This is a genomic window from Thalassobacter sp. 16PALIMAR09, from assembly GCF_000765485.1.
In the GTDB taxonomy this organism is placed as follows: domain Bacteria; phylum Pseudomonadota; class Alphaproteobacteria; order Rhodobacterales; family Rhodobacteraceae; genus Thalassobacter; species Thalassobacter stenotrophicus.
The window spans coordinates 199,906-218,810 of record NZ_JHAK01000005.1 but is presented as its reverse complement, the minus strand read 5'-3'; the positions used below and the strand labels follow the sequence as shown (position 1 = coordinate 218,810).

Annotated in this window: 8 protein-coding genes; 4 read left to right on the top strand and 4 right to left on the bottom strand. The window is 58.9% G+C overall.

The window, feature by feature from the left end; translation table 11 throughout:
- Positions 1-204: 204 nt before the first annotated feature.
- On the top strand, positions 205-978 hold the full coding sequence (locus PM04_RS12130) for an SDR family NAD(P)-dependent oxidoreductase (RefSeq protein ID WP_038007121.1): 774 nt from the start codon (positions 205-207) through the stop codon (positions 976-978).
- Positions 971-1,303: a dihydroneopterin aldolase gene (locus tag PM04_RS12125; RefSeq protein WP_038007119.1), complete on the top strand. Its 333-nt coding sequence runs from the start codon at positions 971-973 to the stop codon at positions 1,301-1,303. Before PM04_RS12130 ends, PM04_RS12125 begins: the two co-directional genes overlap by 8 nt.
- Before the next feature lie 7 nt (positions 1,304-1,310).
- On the opposite strand, the gene PM04_RS12120 is transcribed toward PM04_RS12125, so the two are convergent.
- Positions 1,311-2,621, bottom strand: coding sequence for a BamA/TamA family outer membrane protein (locus PM04_RS12120; RefSeq protein WP_038007116.1), 1,311 nt, complete (start codon positions 2,619-2,621; stop codon positions 1,311-1,313).
- A 330-nt stretch (positions 2,622-2,951) separates the two neighbouring features.
- Between PM04_RS12120 and PM04_RS12115 the strand changes: the two genes are divergently transcribed.
- Positions 2,952-4,907, top strand: coding sequence for a TolC family protein (locus PM04_RS12115; RefSeq protein ID WP_038007113.1), 1,956 nt, complete (start codon positions 2,952-2,954; stop codon positions 4,905-4,907).
- A 48-nt stretch (positions 4,908-4,955) separates the two neighbouring features.
- On the top strand, positions 4,956-15,680 hold the full coding sequence (locus PM04_RS12110) for an isopeptide-forming domain-containing fimbrial protein (protein ID WP_161785705.1): 10,725 nt from the start codon (positions 4,956-4,958) through the stop codon (positions 15,678-15,680).
- 14 nt (positions 15,681-15,694) lie between these two features.
- Here the strand turns inward: PM04_RS12110 and PM04_RS12105 are convergent, their stop codons facing one another.
- From PM04_RS12105 to PM04_RS12095, 3 genes are read right to left on the bottom strand one after another with little or no spacing between them, the layout of a single operon-like run.
- The gene (locus tag PM04_RS12105) at positions 15,695-17,335 is read right to left on the bottom strand and encodes an efflux RND transporter periplasmic adaptor subunit (protein WP_038007107.1); all 1,641 of its coding nucleotides are present in this window, start codon (positions 17,333-17,335) and stop codon (positions 15,695-15,697) included.
- Positions 17,332-18,132 carry an efflux RND transporter periplasmic adaptor subunit gene (locus tag PM04_RS12100; protein WP_038007104.1) on the bottom strand — a complete coding sequence of 267 codons (801 nt, stop codon included), beginning with the start codon at positions 18,130-18,132 and terminating at the stop codon, positions 17,332-17,334. The genes PM04_RS12105 and PM04_RS12100 overlap by 4 nt, the downstream gene beginning before the upstream one ends.
- Positions 18,129-18,890 carry a SapC family protein gene (locus PM04_RS12095; RefSeq protein ID WP_052068459.1) on the bottom strand — a complete coding sequence of 254 codons (762 nt, stop codon included), beginning with the start codon at positions 18,888-18,890 and terminating at the stop codon, positions 18,129-18,131. The genes PM04_RS12100 and PM04_RS12095 overlap by 4 nt, the downstream gene beginning before the upstream one ends.
- Positions 18,891-18,905: the final 15 nt, after the last annotated feature.

Here is an 18,905-nt window from a genome sequence, read left to right as displayed (position 1 = left end):
TGATACCGATTTACCCCGCCGGGCCAGTTTGACGAGACCAACTGATGACTGCGGACCTGGCCATCAAAACACGTCAAAGTTGTACTTTGGCACACCGCGTTGTCATTGACCTGCAAAGAAAAATTGCCTTAAGCCGCAGGCGATACATTTACTGGATCGGGCAACGCATCGCCCAAGCCCCCTACCCCAAGGAAGATTACGAACATGCCCACGGCTTTTATCACTGGCGGCGCGAAACGCATCGGGGCCGAGATTGCCCGGGCCTTGGTGACCGCCGGTTTCAAGGTCGCGGTGCACTATAATACGTCGCACAGCGAGGCCGAGACCCTGAGAGCCGAGCTGAACGCGATCACTGCAGACAGCTGCGCCGTGTTTCAAGGCGATCTGAGCGACAGAGCCAGCCTGACCCGTGTCTTTTCGGATGTGATCGACTGGCTTGGCCCACTCAACTTGCTGGTTAACAATGCCTCAATGTTCATGAACGATGACATCGGCACCATTGATGAGGCACAGTTCGACGGCCACATGGCCGTTAACCTTAAGGCGCCCGTTTACCTAACAGAGCTGACCGCAGCACAGTCGCAGGGGTTGGAAGACTGCCTCATCGTCAACATGCTGGACAACAAAGTCTTTGCGATGAATCCCGATTTTTTCACCTACACGCTGAGCAAAGCGGCACTGTTCACAGCGACACAAATGCTAGCGATGCGCTTCGGTGGCTTTCCGCGCGTGGCAGGCATCGCGCCGAGCATTACATTGATTAGCGGCAAGCAGTCTCAGGCGAACTTTGAAAAAAGCAGCCGGATCAATCCCTTGGGTCGTCAAGTTACCCCAGGCGAAATCGCCCAGACCGTTTTGTTCATGTGGAACACCAAAAGCTACAATGATCAGATCCTCACAATCGACGGCGGCCAGACCCTATGGGAACTGCCACGGGACGTGGCCTTTTTGGTGAAGGAAGGTTTGGTCGATGACTGACTACACGATCAAGATTGAGGATCTCTGCGTTGAGATGTTCCTGGGGCTGCATGCCTTTGAGAAGGAGAAAACTCAGCGCGTGTTCATCTCGATCGAATTGGATGTTGAGGGCGTTAATGTCTCTCAGGGCCAGTTTTTTGACTATGATCATGTGGTCGACTACGTGCGCGGCTTTAACCAACAGCGCATCGAGACACAGGAAGAATTAACCGCAATGATCCACGCCCACGTAATGGCAAGTGGGTGCCGGGCCGCGCGCGTTTATTCACGCAAACCGGACGTGTACCCCGATTGCGCATCCGTAGGCGTTGTGTACCGCGGCTAGCCGCCCCTTAGAATTGCGCGCGAAAGGTAAGACCAAACACCTGTTCTTGGTCGCCAGTTTGCTTTGACGTCGGAGAGGCGAGATACCCCTCTAGCCGTCCAAGTGCAAAATCGTAGGATGCGCCCAGTCCAACCGAGGTCCGCAAATCGGACGTGTTTTGCAGCGTGCCCGAGGGCGTAACGGAACTATCCAGCCCCCAAACGCGGCCCACATCCACAAATCCAAATACATCCACGCCGGGTAAATCTGCCAGAACGGGCAGCACAACATCCGTGCGAAGCGCGCCGAACCGGGTCCCGCCCAGATCGGTCACGACCGCGCCATCGATATCACGCACGCTGACACCACCACGCTCAAACCCGCGTAACGATGCTCCGCCCAAAACAAAGCGATCGGTCGCGCGCGTCACGGCACTGCCCTGCCCCGCAACATGCCCAAGCTCAAGCGTTGAGCGCAGCGCAAATCCCGCAGGCAAGGGCGCAAATACATTGACCTGCCCCTCACTCCGTACCAGTTTTGCATCCCCGGCAATGCCATAGTCCACGCTGACCAACGCGCCCCATGTTAAGCGGTTAGCGTTCGGATTGGTCACCCCAAAGCGGTACGAAAGACCAAATTCGGTCGCGTCCTGCGTGCCCGTATCGCCCTGCAAAATCGCCGAGGCCGTGGATGCGACATCGCTGATTTCTGTCTCAGTGAATGTCACACGCGCCTCGATTTGGCCGCCGCCCACATCCGCCTGGACATAGGGAGAAATAGACATGCGTTCGTAGTCGAACAACGTGTTGTCATATTCATAGGCGCCGTAAAACAAGCGCACGCCAACCCCGGTAGTTTCGGACAGGGCATCATTGTCAAACACACGCAGTCGCGCGGTCTGTACCTCTTGGGCGACGATGATTTCACCCAGAACGTCAGCCCCCAATCCCAACGCGTTTTCAAGCGATAGGACAGCCCCACCAAACACCCCCGTATCGCTGTCATAGCCCAGCCCAAACGTCAAAAGCCCCTCATATGATGGGGTTTCATCGACGGTCACAATCAGTCGTGGGCCCTCTGACCGGATGCGGATAAAGTCAAACTCACCGGTGAATTCCAATGCCTCAATCGCGGCGCGCAGATCATCGGCGTAGTAAATTTCACCCGGCCGAAGGTTTGCCGTGGCCAAGACATCTTGGTCGCTAAACCGCGCGTTACCGTTGACAATAATTTGGCTAAAAGCGCGCGGCACGTCCGCCCCTGCTGCGCCGCCAATGACGCTGGCTGCTATCGCGCTACAAACGGCACAGGCTGCGGCCGTCGATCTCAAATAACCCATAAAAATCCCTTATTCCCATCGACATGCCGCGCAAATACGGACGGCCAAATGAGTAGCTTCCAAACATAGTTCCGACGCACTCACTAGACGGCTCAGAGCCGTCGCGCGCACGCGCGAGGATGCTCAGCAATTTTGATACCAAACCTGAAAACCATTTCCGCAAAAGACACAGTAAGCCCCGAAACACGGCATAAGAGGGGCAAATGATTGCAAAAATACAATCCTTTTCAATCGGCGTTAATAAAGGTTAATAATAAGTTTATAAATAGTTAATGGTTGCACTCAAAAGATAGTAAATTTGATTTAAGACACTGAGTGCAAGGATTATTCATGTCCGGAAAGTATATGGCGGCTGCGGCCGCGCTGGCCTTTGTCGCGGGTTGCACTGGCGAAGGCTCCATCGGGTTATCGCCGGGGGACGTGCCGGGTATACGCGCGATGAACCCATCCGTTGGCGAAGAATTGGACGCCAACCGCGATGGTGTGTTCATGAACGCTTCGCAGGCGCGCACACGGCTTGATAGCTTTCCGGGCAATGGTGAATTTGACCTGTCGAGTGAAGACCTCAGCAACGGTCAATGGTCCGTCGATACCATCACCTATAAGGCCTTTCGCAACACTTCGGACCGGGCGATCTATATTCGCCGCGCATTGGGGCGTTATGCCCTGATCGAAGCCCGCGAGCGGGGCCTTGGCACATCGCTGAACGGGGTGCGCCGCGTGGCACATATTTCGGCACCCTCAACAGCTGGTGAATGGTGGGTCCGGTCGGCCCATCGTGGCGATCTGTTGCCAAGACAGCGCGCGCAGAAAATCTCATTGCCGGACATCATCAACGCGACCGTCCGCAACTCATTCCAAATCGCAGCGTTCGGTGACCTGCCCGCCATTCGCGGCACAGCGATCCAAGAGGCCCGGGGCCGTTTTGTGCCTGAAATCTTTGCCGACGCCAGCATTGAACGCCGCGATGAGTTCGCCACAAGTCCTGCAAGTGCGGGCGGTGCCACTCGTCTCACCACGGACGAGGATGATGTCGAATTTGGTGTCCGAAGCCGTCTGCAAACCGGTGGTGAGATTTCGCTGTCCCAACGGTTCACCACCACTGACACCAACGACACCGCGTTTATCCCCGGTGAGCAAACGGTGTCTCAGACCGCGCTGACCTATGTCCAACCGCTCCTACGCGGTGGTGGTTTTACCTATACCGATAGCACCCGGCGCATCGCCAACATGGACACCCAGATCGCAGTAGAAGAATTCCACCGTCAAGCCTCGGCCCATCTGTTGGAGGTCGAGCGCGCCTATTGGAACCTATATGTCGCGCGATCTGTCTATGCCCAGCGCCGTCATCTGGCCGGTCACGGTGCCCAAATCGCCGAGCAAATCGGCAACCGTGAGGGGATTGATGCCGATCCAGTCCTGATCAATCGCGCGCGGTCTCTGGCCTCACAGTGGCGGGCCGATATGGTTCGTGCCAAAGCCGCGATGGAGAACGCTGAATTCCGGCTCGCGGCTCTTGTCAATGACAAGCGGCTTGGACCTGCTGATGTTGAGGTGCTGCCCACGTCGGCCCCGAACGGTGCGCTGCATCTGTTGTCCACCAACGACACGATCGAGGCTGTTTTCATCCACCGTCCTGAAATCCAGCAAGCGATTTTACAGTACGAAGCCGCCCTTCTGCGCGAAGGAATGGCCGCCAACGAAAGCCTGCCCGAACTGGACCTTGTCCTAGAGGCCCGCAGCGAAGGGGGCACGGGCGGGCGCAGCCTAGGGGATGCGTTTGACGACCAATCGGGCAACGTCGGGACCCTGGTCGGGTTGAAATTCTCGGTCCCGCTGGGATTTGACGAACGCGACGCGCGGTATCATCGCCGCCGGATAGAGACGGTCCAGCAAGAGCGTCAGGTCATGTCCGCGATCTCAACCGTGTTACTGGAAGTAGACGTATCGGCGAACGAATACATTGTGGCCTGCAACGATCTGGTGGCCCAGCGACGCGCGCTTGAGGCCGCACAAGCCGACACAAACGCCATCCAAGCCCGCTGGGACGAAGGTATCGGCGACGCCGGGATCGAACTGCTGTCAGCGCTGCTGACGAGTTATCAAAACCTCCAAGCCAGTGAGCAAGCCGTTGCCACAGCCCGTGCCACACGCGAAATCTCAGCCGCGAATTTGGCCCGGGCGCGGGGTTTGTTGCTAGACCGTTGGGGCCTGTCGATGAACCTGACCCGTGATATCCGAGGCGAGCAGACCTACCAACTCGCGCGGAGCGGCCGTGATGGTTAAGACCATGCGCCGCACGCACCAATGCTACAGTCGCGCGGGGTCCGCATCATGAAGGATCTGCCACGTTTCGAGCCACTAGAAGACCGCATCGTTCTGGACGGTGAGGCCCAAGTCACGGTGTCCGGCCCCACGGATGTGGAACTAGGTGCCCAAGATGTCGAGTTCACCCTGACCTTCGACAACGTGCACAGTACCGACACAGGATACCTGCCGTTCATCGACGTCGTACTGCCGACGCTCGGCCCAGACGGGTATGACGGCGTGTCCTTCGACAGCGCCACATTCTTGGGCGGCGCGATTGACACAACACAGTTGGTGTTCGACCTCGCCGGTGAGGCAGTGCACCCGATCGCCACTGATACCCTTGGCGACCCGTTGGTCGTAACGGGCACGCCGGGTGAAACACTGCTGGTTTTCACCCTGCCCTACGGCTCGTTCTCACCGGGAAACCCCGCCGTTGACGTGGTGATGACGCTCGATTTCTCGGACGAGGCCGATCTGAACCATACCGTTGACCTCGAAACACGGGCTGGTTTTGCGCTTGGCAATGACCCGCTGGATAATCCGACGGCCGACCCTTCGACCCTTAGCGCATTTTCCACAACAAGCGTCGGCAAGACATTGTTTGAACTGAGCAAAACCAATAGCGCACCAGAGAATGAGGCCGCCACTGGCCCAAGCTATGTCTATGAATACACGCTAGAAGTCACCGTAGCCCCCGGACAAACCCTGACGGATTTCAATCTGGTCGACACGCTCCCACCCGAGATCGTCTACATGGGCAATCTCACGATGTCGCCCACGGCGACGATCAATACCGAGCCAACCGTGGGCCAGCCCGCAGGCACAGGCAACAACACGCTCGACCTGACTTTCGCATCCATTGTGGGCAATCCGGTCACCGGCAATGCCGTCGTGACATTTGACTACTACATCGATGAAACGGCTGCCGGAACGACGACCCCGACCATTCCCGTGAACTCAGGCGATCCTGCAAGCGTGATCAACACTGTGACAGGCAGCGGCCAGTGGGATCCGCTGGACACAAACGACCCGGTTGAGACGATCTCAGCCACCGCAACCAACCGCCAAGAGGCCGCTTCGCTCGCCGTCCAGAAGAGCGCGACACTGGTGGATGACACCAATCTGACTGGCGTCATCAGCCCCGATGACGTGTACCGCTTCACGCTTGAGGTTCAGGTCTCCGATTACTTTACCTTTGGCGACCTTGAGGTCACGGATGTTCTTGGCAATGGGTGGGAGTATCTGAACACCGGCAGTTACGTCCCGACCCTAACCACCACCGAAAGCAGCGGTGGCGCCGTCACGAACGCCGCTTTGCTTCCGCAAGAAACGACGAGTTTTGATAGCAACACCGGCAAGACGACCGTGGTCTGGGATATCAGCCAAGCGCTCGTGGACGCCGGTTCTGATGCGATCCTGACCGGTGATGACGCAGACGGCACGCCCGGCGGTGCCAGCACAACGGCGACAATCACGTATTACGCCCGTATCCTTGGGAACCTAACGGACGATGGCAACATCGGCGAAATCCCGTTCACGCAGGGCGATCTGTTGCGCAACACCGCCACGATCTCGGCCAGTGTTCGGGAAAACAGCGATCCGACCAACACCCTCGGGACCGAGACCGACGATACCAGAACCACCCTGCAAACACCCTTTGGGCAGATCGACAGCAAGACGGTATCTTTCATCAACGGCGCGGCCCCAACGCCCGGCTTGCCGATTTCGGCGGGCGATGAGGTCACGTTTAGCATCATCTACACGGCCCCTCTTGGGTCGTACGAAGACCTCGAAATCATCGATAACCTCCCACAGAACGTGTTCGATTCCACGGAAATCACCGCATTCAACAATATCGTCAGCGGCATACCCCCCGCAGCAGGGGTGGCGCAGTTCGGTCTGGCATCGCAGGACTACGTGGATGCGGGCGGCGGCCCCCCAACCCTGTCTGGCGTGCCCAATGACAACCAGATCAACTACGATTTCGGCACCTTCACCGCCGAGCCCCGCGAAACCGTCCGGATCGAGATCCTGTTCACCACCACCGTGATTGATGCCATTTTTGCCGATGGTCTGATGCTGACCAACCAAGCAACGGCATTTGAGGACAATGTGGTCAACGGCATGGTCGATACGACCGCCATCGCGAATTTTATCTACGGCCAGCCGGAACTGGCGATCACTAAGGGCGTGATTGCGACCGACAGCACGGACCCTGATGTCGCGTTTTCCGCGACCGAAGGCCCGGTGACGTTCACTGCACCAGGCAACAGTGGGGCACGGTTCAGCGGCACGATCAGTTCAGATGCCCTCGACACAACGCCCATTGATGCCGAGCTTGAGGGGATCGATGCGGGCGATCTTGTGACCTTTGCGATTGTGGTCGAGAACACAGGCAAAGCGCCCAGTGGGGCCTTTGATGTCACAATTACCGATACCCTGCCTGCGGGCTTTGCGGTGCCCACCGGTGGGCTGAACCTGTCGGTGACGGACGGTACAGGCACCCGTGCAATCACCTACACTGGTGATCTGTTTTCTGGCGGCATGGTTCTGGATGATCGCAGCTCTGAGGGCGCCTTGTCGGCCTTTGACGGCACCTCCGGTGAGAACCTCGTGATCATCACCTACGACCTTGTGGCCGAGCAAACCGTAAAAGCCGGCGACGTGATGGAAAACACGGCCACTGTCACGAACTTCACTGCCTTTGAAAGCTCAGGCGGCACATCCGCGATCAACCGCGCCGACGCCAGCCTGACTGATACCGCCAAGGCAGAGGTCGATGCGGTCGACATCGTCAAAACCCTTGAAGGCCGCGAGATCGGGGTACAACGCGCCAATGAAGTCATGGTTGGCGAGGAATTCACCTTTGAGGTCAGCATCAATCTGCCTGAGGGCAGCTATGAAAATGTCATCCTGTCCGATGAGGTCAGTGTCGGCGGCGTGTTTGGCGATTTTGATATGCTCTCGGCGGTTATCACCGGCTGGAACACGAATGCCCTGACATCATCAAACGGGATCACCCTTGGCAGCCTCGGGACCGTGGCCAGCGACAACAAAAGCGTTAGTTTTGACGTCGGCGACTTAGTTAATCTGGGCAACAACTTCCTCTCCGATGATGTGATTACCTTCGAAGTCACGGCCCAGTCACTTGGCGGGCAGACCGCAGAGGCGGGCGAACAACTCACCAACAAAGCGAAGTTTGTGGCGGATGGCGTCAGCGAAGATGTCTCTAGCCGGGTTGAATTGATTGAGCCGCAGCTCACCATCGACAAAACCGCACCCAATAGCGGGGTGCGCGCGGGCCAGACGGTGACCTACACCATTGAGGTCGACAACCCAGTCCAAGCCCACGATGCCCCCGCCTATGATCTGGTTCTAACCGATCTGTTGGACCCTAGCATCGACCTTGTTGTTGGAAGCGTCACCGTGACGGGTGGCACAGGCACGACCATCGTGACCGGCAACACCAGCGGTGACACGACGCTTGAAATTACAGCCGATGTGCTGGACGTGGGCGAGACCCTGACGATTTCGTACCAAGCCGTGGTAAACTTATCGATTGAAGCGGGCACCGAGATCAACAATACCGCAAGCCTGACCTTTGACAGCTTGCCCGACGATAACGCATCAGATGAACGCGATTACGCGATCTCGGACGATGCGAGCGTGATATCGAAAAAGCCGACAGCCAACAAATTCGTCTCAGCCACCTCCAACCCCGATACCAGCGGCAGCAACCTAGCGATCAGTGAGACGGTCACCTACGACATCGTCATCACCCTGCCTGAGGGCACGAACTCTGACGCGTCCCTTCGGGACATTTTGCCGACCTCGCCGGGCACGCTTGATCTGATCTCGGCAGAGGTGATTTCGATCGGCTCCAACATTACGGGCTCAGCGTTGAGCGCCGGTGCGACCGGCACAGTGAACGGTGACAAAATCGACTTTGACTTTGGTGATTTGATCAACGCCACCGACCTGGTTCAAGACGCACGCGATGAAATCCTCGTGCGGGTTGTGGCCCAGCTCAACGATGTGACAGGGAATGACGCGGGCGATAGGCTTACGAACAAAGCTAAATTCATGACCGACCAGACAGTCGTCTGGAACAGTGAGCACATTTGGATTGTTGAGCCAGATATGCAGATCGAGAAATCGACTGATGTGGCAGAGGCGGATGCCGGTGACACTGTCGTTTACACGATTACCTCTACCAATGCTGGGGGTGCCCCGGCCTATGATATCATCATTGATGACGGGATCACCGATCCCAACCTGGAGTTCAGCTCTTCGCCTGCATCCAGCATTCGGATCATGGATGGCAACACCGACGTAACACCAACCGGCGCTGACGCCCCCAGCCACGTGTTTCCGACCCCATCGGAGGGTTTGCAGGCAGTCATACCTGTGCTGATGCCAGGGCAATCCATTGAGATCACGTATGAAATGGTCGTGAAAGAGGGCGTCGCATTCGCCAGCAGTATCGACAACACCGCCACAGTCACCCGCTACGACAGTGACCGAGCGGGTGACACCACCGATCCCGATGATGGCCGCGTTTATTCTGGCCCGTCTGACACGCATAGGCTGCCCACGCCTGACCCGCAGGTGACAAAAACCCTCGTGAGCTCGGACGACCCCCTCACCAGCGGGGCCTCTGTCGGGATCTCAGAGACCCTGACATATGAAATTGAAATCGTCTTTCCTGAGGGCATATCCGATGTGATCTTGGTGGACGCTCTGCCCGCCGGGCTGACGCCGATTTCGGCCGAATTAACGACGTTCCATTCCAGTGTCAGCAGCGACAACCTTGCCCAGGGCGACACGGATACCTCGTCGAGTTTCATCACCCTCGGGTCGGACGGCGGTTTCGTCTTTGACTTCGGGACCATCGACAATGCGGGCGACAACAGCGCGGCCAATGACACCGCCTTGATCACTGTGGTGGCACAGGTTACCGATATCGCCGCAGTCCAAGGCGGCGGAACCCTCGTGAACGAGGCACGGCTCAGCTTGGTTGATACCAGCACGGGCACGGTTCTAACGCATCCCAACACCGGGCAGCCTCAGATCTTCACCGACGACGCCACCGCAAACGTGGTCGAGCCTGAACTCGACATCGACAAAAGCGTTTCGCCTAGTACAGCCGATGCTGGAGATACCGTGACCTATACCATCCTGACCGAGAACGTCGGGGGCGGCCCGGCCTACGACATTCTCTTGAACGACCCGCTTGATGACGTGGCACTTATTCTGCCAAGCACCCAAAGCGGGACGATCAAAATCCTGAATGCCAACGGCGTGGACGTAACCCCCAGCGGGGCGGATGCCCCTACCCTCGTCTATCCAACGAGCAGCGATGGGCTGCGGGCCAGTATCCCGGTCCTAGAGGCGGGCCACACAATTGAGATCGTCTTTGATGCGACCATCATCAATACGCTTACGTTCTCAACCGCCGTGAACAACACTGCCGAAGTCACGCGCTTTGACAGCGACCCCGACGGGGATGAGACCGATGCCGACGATGGTCGGGTCTATGACAACACGCTTGCTGGCTATACGATTCCTACGGATACGGCTGTCGTTACCTCACCAGATGTGCAGCTGGCGAAAACGGTGCTTAGCACGGGCGACACAAGCACATCAGGCAGCAGCGTCGCCATTGGCGAGACGATTACTTATGCCCTGACGATTACCCTGCCCGAAGGTATCGCTGACCTGACCCTGACTGACACGCTGCCCACGGGGCTAAGCGCAGTCTCAGCCGAGATCGTATCCATCGGCAGCGGCGCGAATGTGACCACCACCAATATCAATGCAGGCGACACCGAAACGTCTAGTTTTGTGACCCTTACCTCCGGCACGGTCACGTTCGATTTTGGCACGGTCACAGTGGCTGCAACTGATGATGCGGCTGCGAGGGACGAAACCATCGTCATCCACCTTGTCGCCCAAGTGCAGGACCTGCCCAGCGTGGATGCAGGAGACCGACTGCGCAACCGAGGGCGGCTAGATGTGGATGACCCATCCAGCGGAACACCGCTGCAACCCGACCCTCGGGCCACGGCCGACGTCCGGGTCGTCGAACCAGAACTCAATGTCGTCAAAACGGGGCCTATCGTGGCGGAAGCTGGTGATACGATTCCTTATACGGTGACTGTGACCAACGACGGCACGGGTCCGGCGCATGATGTGGTGTTAGAGGATTTGCTCAGCAACCCGCATTTGGCTTTGTCGGGCACGCCGAGCTTTGATCTGGAGGGCACGTCGATCTCTCCGGCTGTGAGCTTGGTGGGCGATGGTTTTAGGGCTGTCATTGGGTCTATCGCGGTGGGCGAGACCCTGACCGTGACCTATAATGCCACCCTCTCGGCCAGCGCGCCTGAAGCAGCAATCTTCTCGAACACCGCTTCGGTGGACTACGACACCGTGTCCGATGGCACGCCAACCTCACCCGATGGCCGCACCTATTCCGACAGCGATGATCATGACGTTGGCACGGTGCCGGCGCTGTACAAAGAGGCCACTGGATCGAGCTTCAGCCAGACGGACCGTTCGGCGTTTGAGACCACCGACCTCGACCTTGTTGTGGGTGAAGACGTGACCTTCACCCTCACGCTTGTGTTGCCTGAGGCTGAGATGAGCAGTGTTGTTTTGATCGACACGTTGCCCCCGGGGCTGAGCTATGTGAGTGCAGCGTTTGTGTCTGAGGGTGCACAGATATCTGGTGCAGCGGATGTGGTCGTGACCAATGTCGGCGCTGTGACCACCTTTGATTTTGGCGCCGTGAGCAACACGGCCACGGGCGCGATGGATGCGGGCGACCACGTCAAGGTCACGCTAACCGCGCGGGTAGAGGACGTCACCGCGGTGGCAGAGGGCGCAAGCCTTGTGAACACCGCCACTCTGGATGTGACGGCTGCGGGCGTTGTGCTTGACACCGTCACAGCCAGTGATGCTATCGATGTCGTTGAGCCCAGCCTCACGATCGACAAATCTGGCCCACTGGCCGCAGACCCCGGCGACCGGGTCACATACGTGGTTGAGATCGAGAACACCGGAACGGGCCCCGCCTTTGACATCCTTGTGGCTGATGCGATTGCCGACAGCCAATTGACCCTTGTCTCTGGCAGTGTCACCGCGACGCTCAACGGCGCCCAATTGAGCCCGACCGTCACTGAAACCAACGGCGGCTTCAGCTTCTTAGCCAATACGCTTTTGCCCAACGATGTGTTGCGGGTCAGCTACGAAGCGGACGTCGACGTGGGCTTTGCCCAAGGCGATCTGCTGTCGAACACGGTGACGGCTGATTTTGATACGGTGCCTGACGGTGATCCGGCCTCTGACACGGGGCGCGAGGAGAGTGTCACGGACACCCATGCGATCGTTCCCGGCGCGCTTTTGAGCAAAGCCACCGTAGCCAGCAGCATCACTGATACCGGCGACAGTGCGGGCACTGCGGGCGTCACTGATTTGAACATCGGAGAGACTGTCACCTATGCCCTGACTGTTACCTTCCCGGAGATCGATATCGACGGCGCCGTTTTGGTCGACACCCTTCCAACCGGGCTGAGCTTTGTATCGTCCTCGATCGACAGCAGTGCCACCGGGCTGACCGGCGTCATCCCATCGCGCAGCATCTCGGGTCAGGAGATCACCTTCGACTTCGGCGCCTTTACCAACCCATCAGACGGCAGCATCGGCGCCGATGATCAGGTCGTAATCTTGGTCACTGCCCGAGTTGAGGACGTGACCACCAACCAAGATGCCGTAGCCCTCAGCAACACGGCAACCCTCACGCTGACCCCTCAAGGCCAAGCGGCAATGGACCCGATCACAGCCACCGCACCCGTGGATATCGTGACCCCTGTCTTGAGTGTGAACAAATCCGGCAACACCGCCGTCAACCCAGGAAGCGACGCAAGCTACACGGTGAGCGTGGTCAACTCAGGCACCGGGCCCGCCTTTGACATCCTTGTGGCGGACGTTCTGGACAATGCCCACCTCAGCTACAACGCAGGTTCGCTGACGGCAACGATCGACACCGTGGATATCACATCGGGCCTAAGCGTGACCTCGACGGCCACCGGGTTTGAGACATTGGTGGCCAAACTGTTGCCCGGCGAAACGCTTGAGGTCACCTATACCGCCCGCCTCGATGCCAACGCCCCCGCCGCTCACAGCTTTGACAACACCGCTACCATCACCTTTGACACCGTGCCAGATAACGATCCGCGTTCAACCACTGGCCGGACCGCCACGGACAGTGATGATCATGCGATCGCAACCGGACCCAGCATCACCAAAACCGTGCTCTCGACAGACTTCAGCGAGACCGGCACAGCCGTTGGCAATACGGGTCTCGTCGATCTGAACATCGGCGAGACCGTGACCTATGCCTATGAACTCACCTTGCCAGAAATTCCCCTCGACAGTGTGGTGTTGAGCGATGTGCTGGGGCCAGAGTTGGAGCTGATCGCAGGCTCGGTGAACGTCACATCCATCGGCGCGGGCATGACGGCAGTGAACACCCCACCCGTTGTGACTGAGACCAACGGGCAGACCTTTACCATCGACTTTGGCGCCGTGAATAACCCGTCAGATGGCAGCATCGGCGCCGATGACAAGATCCTGATACAGGTCTCTGCCCGGGTCATTGATGTGCCCACGGCCCAGTCGGGTCGCGTCACAGATAACACCGTCAGCGCCACGATCTTGCCCACGGGGCCCGACGGACAAATGACCCCCGTCACCGCCACCGCACAGGTTGAGATTGTCGACCCCAACCTGACGATCGACAAAGTGGGCCCTGTGGCACTTTATGGCGGCGAAACAGCGTCCTACACGCTGACGTTAACCAACACCGGCAATGGGCCTGCTTATGATGTGGCCATCACTGACACTTTGTCAGACGCGAACCTTGCGCTGGTCTCTGGCAGTGTGAGCCTTGCGCTGGATGGCACCACTATCACCCCAAGCGTGACCGAAACCAGCAGCGGCTTTACGGTTATGATCCCTGTGATTCAGCCTGGCGAGACGTTGGTGGTCAACTATAACGCGCTCCTGTCCACAACGGCCCCCAACCTGCAACCGCTGACCAACACTGCCACGGCCGTGTACGACACAGTGCCCGATGGGGACGCCAACAGCCCCACCGGCCGGACCGAGACCGTCACGGACAGCAACAGCGTCCTGTCCATCCGAGGGCTGGAAAAGACCGTCGTGTCGAGTTCAAACCCAGACACGGGCACCGCGCAGGGCGACAACAGCCTGACAGATTTGACGATCGGAGAACAGGTTACATACGCCTTACTCGTGACCCTGCCCGAGACAGATCTCGATAGCATTGTCATCACCGACACGCTGCCAACGGGTCTGGGCTTTGTCTCTGCCTCTATCGGCACGCCCGGCTCAAACATCAGCCTGACCGCACCCGGCACACCGGTGAACAGCGGCCAAGTCACAACCTTTGATCTGGGCGCGTCAACCTCGCTTGGCGATGGCACCATCGACGCCCAAGACCAGATCACCCTAACCCTCGTCGCCGTCGTCCAAGACATCACCGCCAACACAAACGGCGCGCTCCTGACCAACTCAGCCGATCTCGTCATCACCCCTTCCGGCGAAACACCCCTCAGCCCTCAATCCGACACCAAAACCATCGAAATCGTCGAACCAGAACTCAATGTCGTCAAAACGGTCAGTGACACTTCGCCATTCCTTGGGGACACGGTGACCTACACGGTGGTTGTGGCCAATGATGGTGCAGCGACCGCACCGATCTATAACACCGTGATCAGTGACCCGCTGCCGTTCCAGCTGTCCAGTGCGGGCGGAATTACGGTCAGCGATCCAAGCCTTGCGACCGTCACGGCAGGCTCTGCTGCGGGCGATACACTGCTGTCTATTTCGGTCCCACGATTGGCACCGGGTGAAAGTGTGACAATTACCTACGATGTGTTCATCGGCTTTCAGACAAGCACGTCCACTACCGTCACGAACGTCGCAAGCGTTGAAGGCACTTCGATGCCGACGGCCTCTGACCCAGAGACCCGCATCTATACCGCGAGCGACCCGGCCACATTCACCGGGACAACCACCTCTAGCCCGGCCCAAGTAAGCGACCCCTTTAGCAACCTGGGGATTGATGACGCGTGGTTCCTGCCAGTGCTCGCGATTGATCCGATTTATTCGGGCACGGCTGAGCCCGGCTCTAATGTCACCATCCGTCTTTATGGCCCCCAAGGGGAGCAGACTGGCCTGCGTCATGTTCTTGCGGATGCGGGCGGCCATTGGATCGCGATCTTCCCGCGGACCGAAATCGACAGCCCCTATGACGACAGCATGTTCGCTACTCTACAGGGCAGTCGCGTGTTTGATGCGCCGGTGGAACTGCTGGACCAGCGCCCCACCACAGAGCTTGCCAGTCTGGGGGAAACACGGTTTGCGCGCGTCGGCACCGACCTTTCGACCGAGAGCTATGGCATCTCGCTATCAGCTGACCGGCCCTCGACCCTGCCCCAAAGCCACGGCATGTTTAATGCCAGGACCTTCTATGCGTCGACCTTTCAGCAGGGCGCGTTTGCTGATGCAGATACGCTACGGGTTGATGAAGTGTTCGAAGACATCGCAGGCCTAACAGTTCAAAGCCTGTATGAGGCCTCTGCCAACCCGCTGGGCAATGGGCTCAATCGTTTCAACCAAGAGTTTCTGAGCGAGGCAACCGCCACACCGGGCAGCCCACACTAGCGGCCTCGGGTCGCCTAGACCCACAACCGCAACAGGACCCAGTCGCGCAAACCGCGGCCAACGACTTGCCAAATCGGACGCCACATCCGGTCGAGCGCCACAACACCGGTCATACCCGGACGCAACGTATCGACCGCCGCATCCGACAGGCTGGCCTGCGCCGGAAACAACGGGGCCCGCTGTCCGCTTGGTGCTGCGGGTGAGATGGACACAACCTGCGTATCAAACCGCAAAGATGGGTCGAAATCAGGACGGAACGCACCCGCCTGCCCCAAGCCAACCTTGGCCACCTGTGATTGCGGGACTAAGACATCCAACTCCATCGCAGAGGGGTCCGCGATCTCTAGGACCAGATCCCCGCGCCGCATCAGCGCACCGGTCATGTCGCCAAGACCATCACCGATGACCAACCCAGAAATTGGGGCCATCAAAACGGCGGTCTCTTTGCGCGCCTCCAACAGGGCGATATCCGCAAGGACACGTTCGGCTTCTAGCTCTGCGGTGCGCAGATCTGCTGCCAGCCGCCCGGCGCGGGCGCGCTCCCGGTCCAAAAGGGCGCGGCTGTAGCTGGCCTGCGCTGCGATCAATTCCAGATCAAGCGCACGGGTGTCAAAGCGGCCAAGCACCGTTTCGCCAGCGATCACACGGTCGCCGGCACGCACGTCCAAACCCGCTAAGGGCGCATCCAGCGGGCTGGTCACAATCCGGTGGGACACCGCCGCAACCGTGGCCGGAAGGGACACTCCATCGGGGATGGGCACGAAGGCCACGCCGCACAGCACTCCAACCAGCGCGCTGCGCCTTGCCCAAGCGCGCCAGTTCACGCCGTGCCGCGCCGCATGGGGCGCAAGTTTGCCTGCACTAGCGGCCAAAAACGGCAGCATACTGGCGTTTCGGCGTGGGGCCGCAAGGTGCATAACAAGACCATCTTGCTGCCCCGGTTCTGCGGTGAACGCGCGCGTTTGCTCACACAGGCGTAGGCGCGCGGTTTCAGCCATACTGGATTTCAGCTCAGTGGCCACGCGGGCGCCCTTGCCCATCTGCGCCTGCCCAGAGATATGCAGATCATGCACCTTTTGCCCATCAAACCGGGCGACCGCCGCGTATTCAGCTGAGAAAAACGCGGCCATCATATCACTGAGCGATTGCAGGTCAGGGCCTTGTGTTCCGGCGCTTTGGGCTAGTTCGGCAAAGAACCGCAGCAGGTTCTGCAACAGATCCACGGTTTCGGAGCGATAAGTGGCAATAGATAAGCGCGCCAAGAGGGTCAGCCGTTCATGGGCCAAGGCGCGGGCGGCTTGCCCCTCACCGCGCAATTCAACCACCAAGGCGGCATCCTGCCCGGTGTCGAGCGCGATTTTCGCGGCCATGAATGTGGCCTCAGTTAGGACAGGATTAGCCTCTGGCGATAGCGCCTGCTTTGCAAGGGTCATCCCCGCGTCAGGCACGTCACCGGCGGGATGCGCATCAGGCTGCCCCTCGGCATCGAGGGTGATGACCCAAGCCCGTGTTTGCGGAATCAAGGCTTTGGTAAAGCCAACCAAGCGCGCCGAAAAAGGTACCTGCGCCGAGGTCGAAAACACCGCAGCCAAAGCCTCTGCCAGCGACTGAGGCACAGCGGCTTGGGCCTGCGGAGGGCGCGGTACAGTGTTCATGGTGCTCGGAGGATCAATGTCGCACCGGGGCGAAAAGCACGATCGGCGTTATCAAGTGCGACGCGAATGCGCACCGTGCGGCTGGCGGGGTCAATCCGGGGATCAATCGTCGTGACTTGTACGGCCGCCGTTTGGATTATCGCACCCTCGACTTCCGCCTCCAGGTTTTGACCAACGACCATCCGATCCAACCATTCCAGCGGGACAAACGCCGTGGCCTCAAGCGCGTCGAGCTGCGCCAACGTCAATACCACGGCCTGCGCGTCCACATAGGTGCCTGCCTCGGCTTGGACCTCTAGCACGACCCCGGGGAATGGCGCGCGCAAGGTGTAGTCGGCCAACATTGCCTGCTCTAGCGCAAGTTGCGCGCGAGCTTGGCGTTGGCCTTCTTGAGCGATTTGCAGATCGGCTTTCGCAAGATCAACGGCTTGTTGCGCCTGCTCAACCTCCCACGACTGGGCGGCACCGCGCGCACGCGCTGCTTGGACGCGGGCGAACAAAGCCTGCGCTTGTTCCACTTGGGTCTGCGCGCGCAATTCGCGCCCATCCGCCTCCGCCACCACTTGGGCCAAAGCGACACGTTGGCTTTGAGTTCTGCTTTCAAGCTGGGCCAGCGGTGCGTCCTGTGCGACCGTCGTGCCTTCGGCGACATCAACGGCGGCAAGAATGCCCACGAGGGATGGGCGGATGTCTACGCTTTGTACCGGTTCCAAGATCGCCGTCACGCCCTGCGCCGCTGCGGGCAACGGGGCAAGCGCCCCAAACAAGGCCACCGCGCAGGCCGCCCGAAAAGTCATGCGACCGCAGCCATATTCGAGAAATTCGCCATCGACATATGATGCGCGGCAAACAGCGTCATGAGCCCCCGACGCGCAAGCCCAGCCAGCGTTACGTCATCAAGATCACGCACCTTTTCTTCGGAGATCACTTGGAACCCTTCGATCCGTGCCGTCTTATCCTGTTTAGACAAGTTCACGGTTGTGGTTTGCAGCAAGTCCAATTTTGCGACCTCGGCCATGACCTGGCGGGTGCGTTGCGCTGATGTTTCATAGCGCGTGGCAAAATCAAGGATGCCAGTCAAATGCTCAGACTGGCTGCCATCGTCGTTTAGCAGAGCCGTGCTGCCATCAGCCGTTTGGGTAAAAAGGGTTGAGGACATGTCCGCGCACAGAATTTGTCGTGGCGCATCCTCGGCCTCCTTCACCAACAGGAAGGGATAGCGGCGCAAGTAGGCCGGAATGTAGGCGGCGCTCGCCCACTTTCCCTGCGCATCTATTTGATCATTAACGCCTTTGCGCAAACCCACCAGTGCCATTGGCATCGGTTTAGCGCCCGTAGTAAAGACAATCGGATAGTGCCGAACGACCTGCGCAAACTCATCGCAGGTGATCGGGATCGCGTTTGCGTTGGCAGCGACACCAAACTCCCGATCGGTCTTGATCCGCAGGTCCTTGTGACGCTCAGATGTGATCGGAACGAGGGAATTATACAAGAACGGCAACCGCCCCGTTACATCCACGGTTTGTGTTTTATCCACAGCGCGCCGTCTGGCCATAATTATGCTCCCAAT

What these genes read in the sequence shown, in the direction of transcription:
- PM04_RS12130 (WP_038007121.1), top strand. Translation starts at nt 205, where the DNA reads ATGCCCACGGCTTTTATCACTGGCGGCGCGAAACGCATCGGGGCCGAG.
- PM04_RS12110 (WP_161785705.1), top strand. Translation starts at nt 4,956, where the DNA reads ATGAAGGATCTGCCACGTTTCGAGCCACTAGAAGACCGCATCGTTCTG.
- PM04_RS12120 (WP_038007116.1), bottom strand. Translation starts at nt 2,621, where the DNA reads ATGGGTTATTTGAGATCGACGGCCGCAGCCTGTGCCGTTTGTAGCGCG.
- PM04_RS12105 (WP_038007107.1), bottom strand. Translation starts at nt 17,335, where the DNA reads ATGAACACTGTACCGCGCCCTCCGCAGGCCCAAGCCGCTGTGCCTCAG.
- PM04_RS12125 (WP_038007119.1), top strand. Translation starts at nt 971, where the DNA reads ATGACTGACTACACGATCAAGATTGAGGATCTCTGCGTTGAGATGTTC.
- PM04_RS12115 (WP_038007113.1), top strand. Translation starts at nt 2,952, where the DNA reads ATGTCCGGAAAGTATATGGCGGCTGCGGCCGCGCTGGCCTTTGTCGCG.
- PM04_RS12095 (WP_052068459.1), bottom strand. Translation starts at nt 18,890, where the DNA reads ATGGCCAGACGGCGCGCTGTGGATAAAACACAAACCGTGGATGTAACG.
- PM04_RS12100 (WP_038007104.1), bottom strand. Translation starts at nt 18,132, where the DNA reads ATGACTTTTCGGGCGGCCTGCGCGGTGGCCTTGTTTGGGGCGCTTGCC.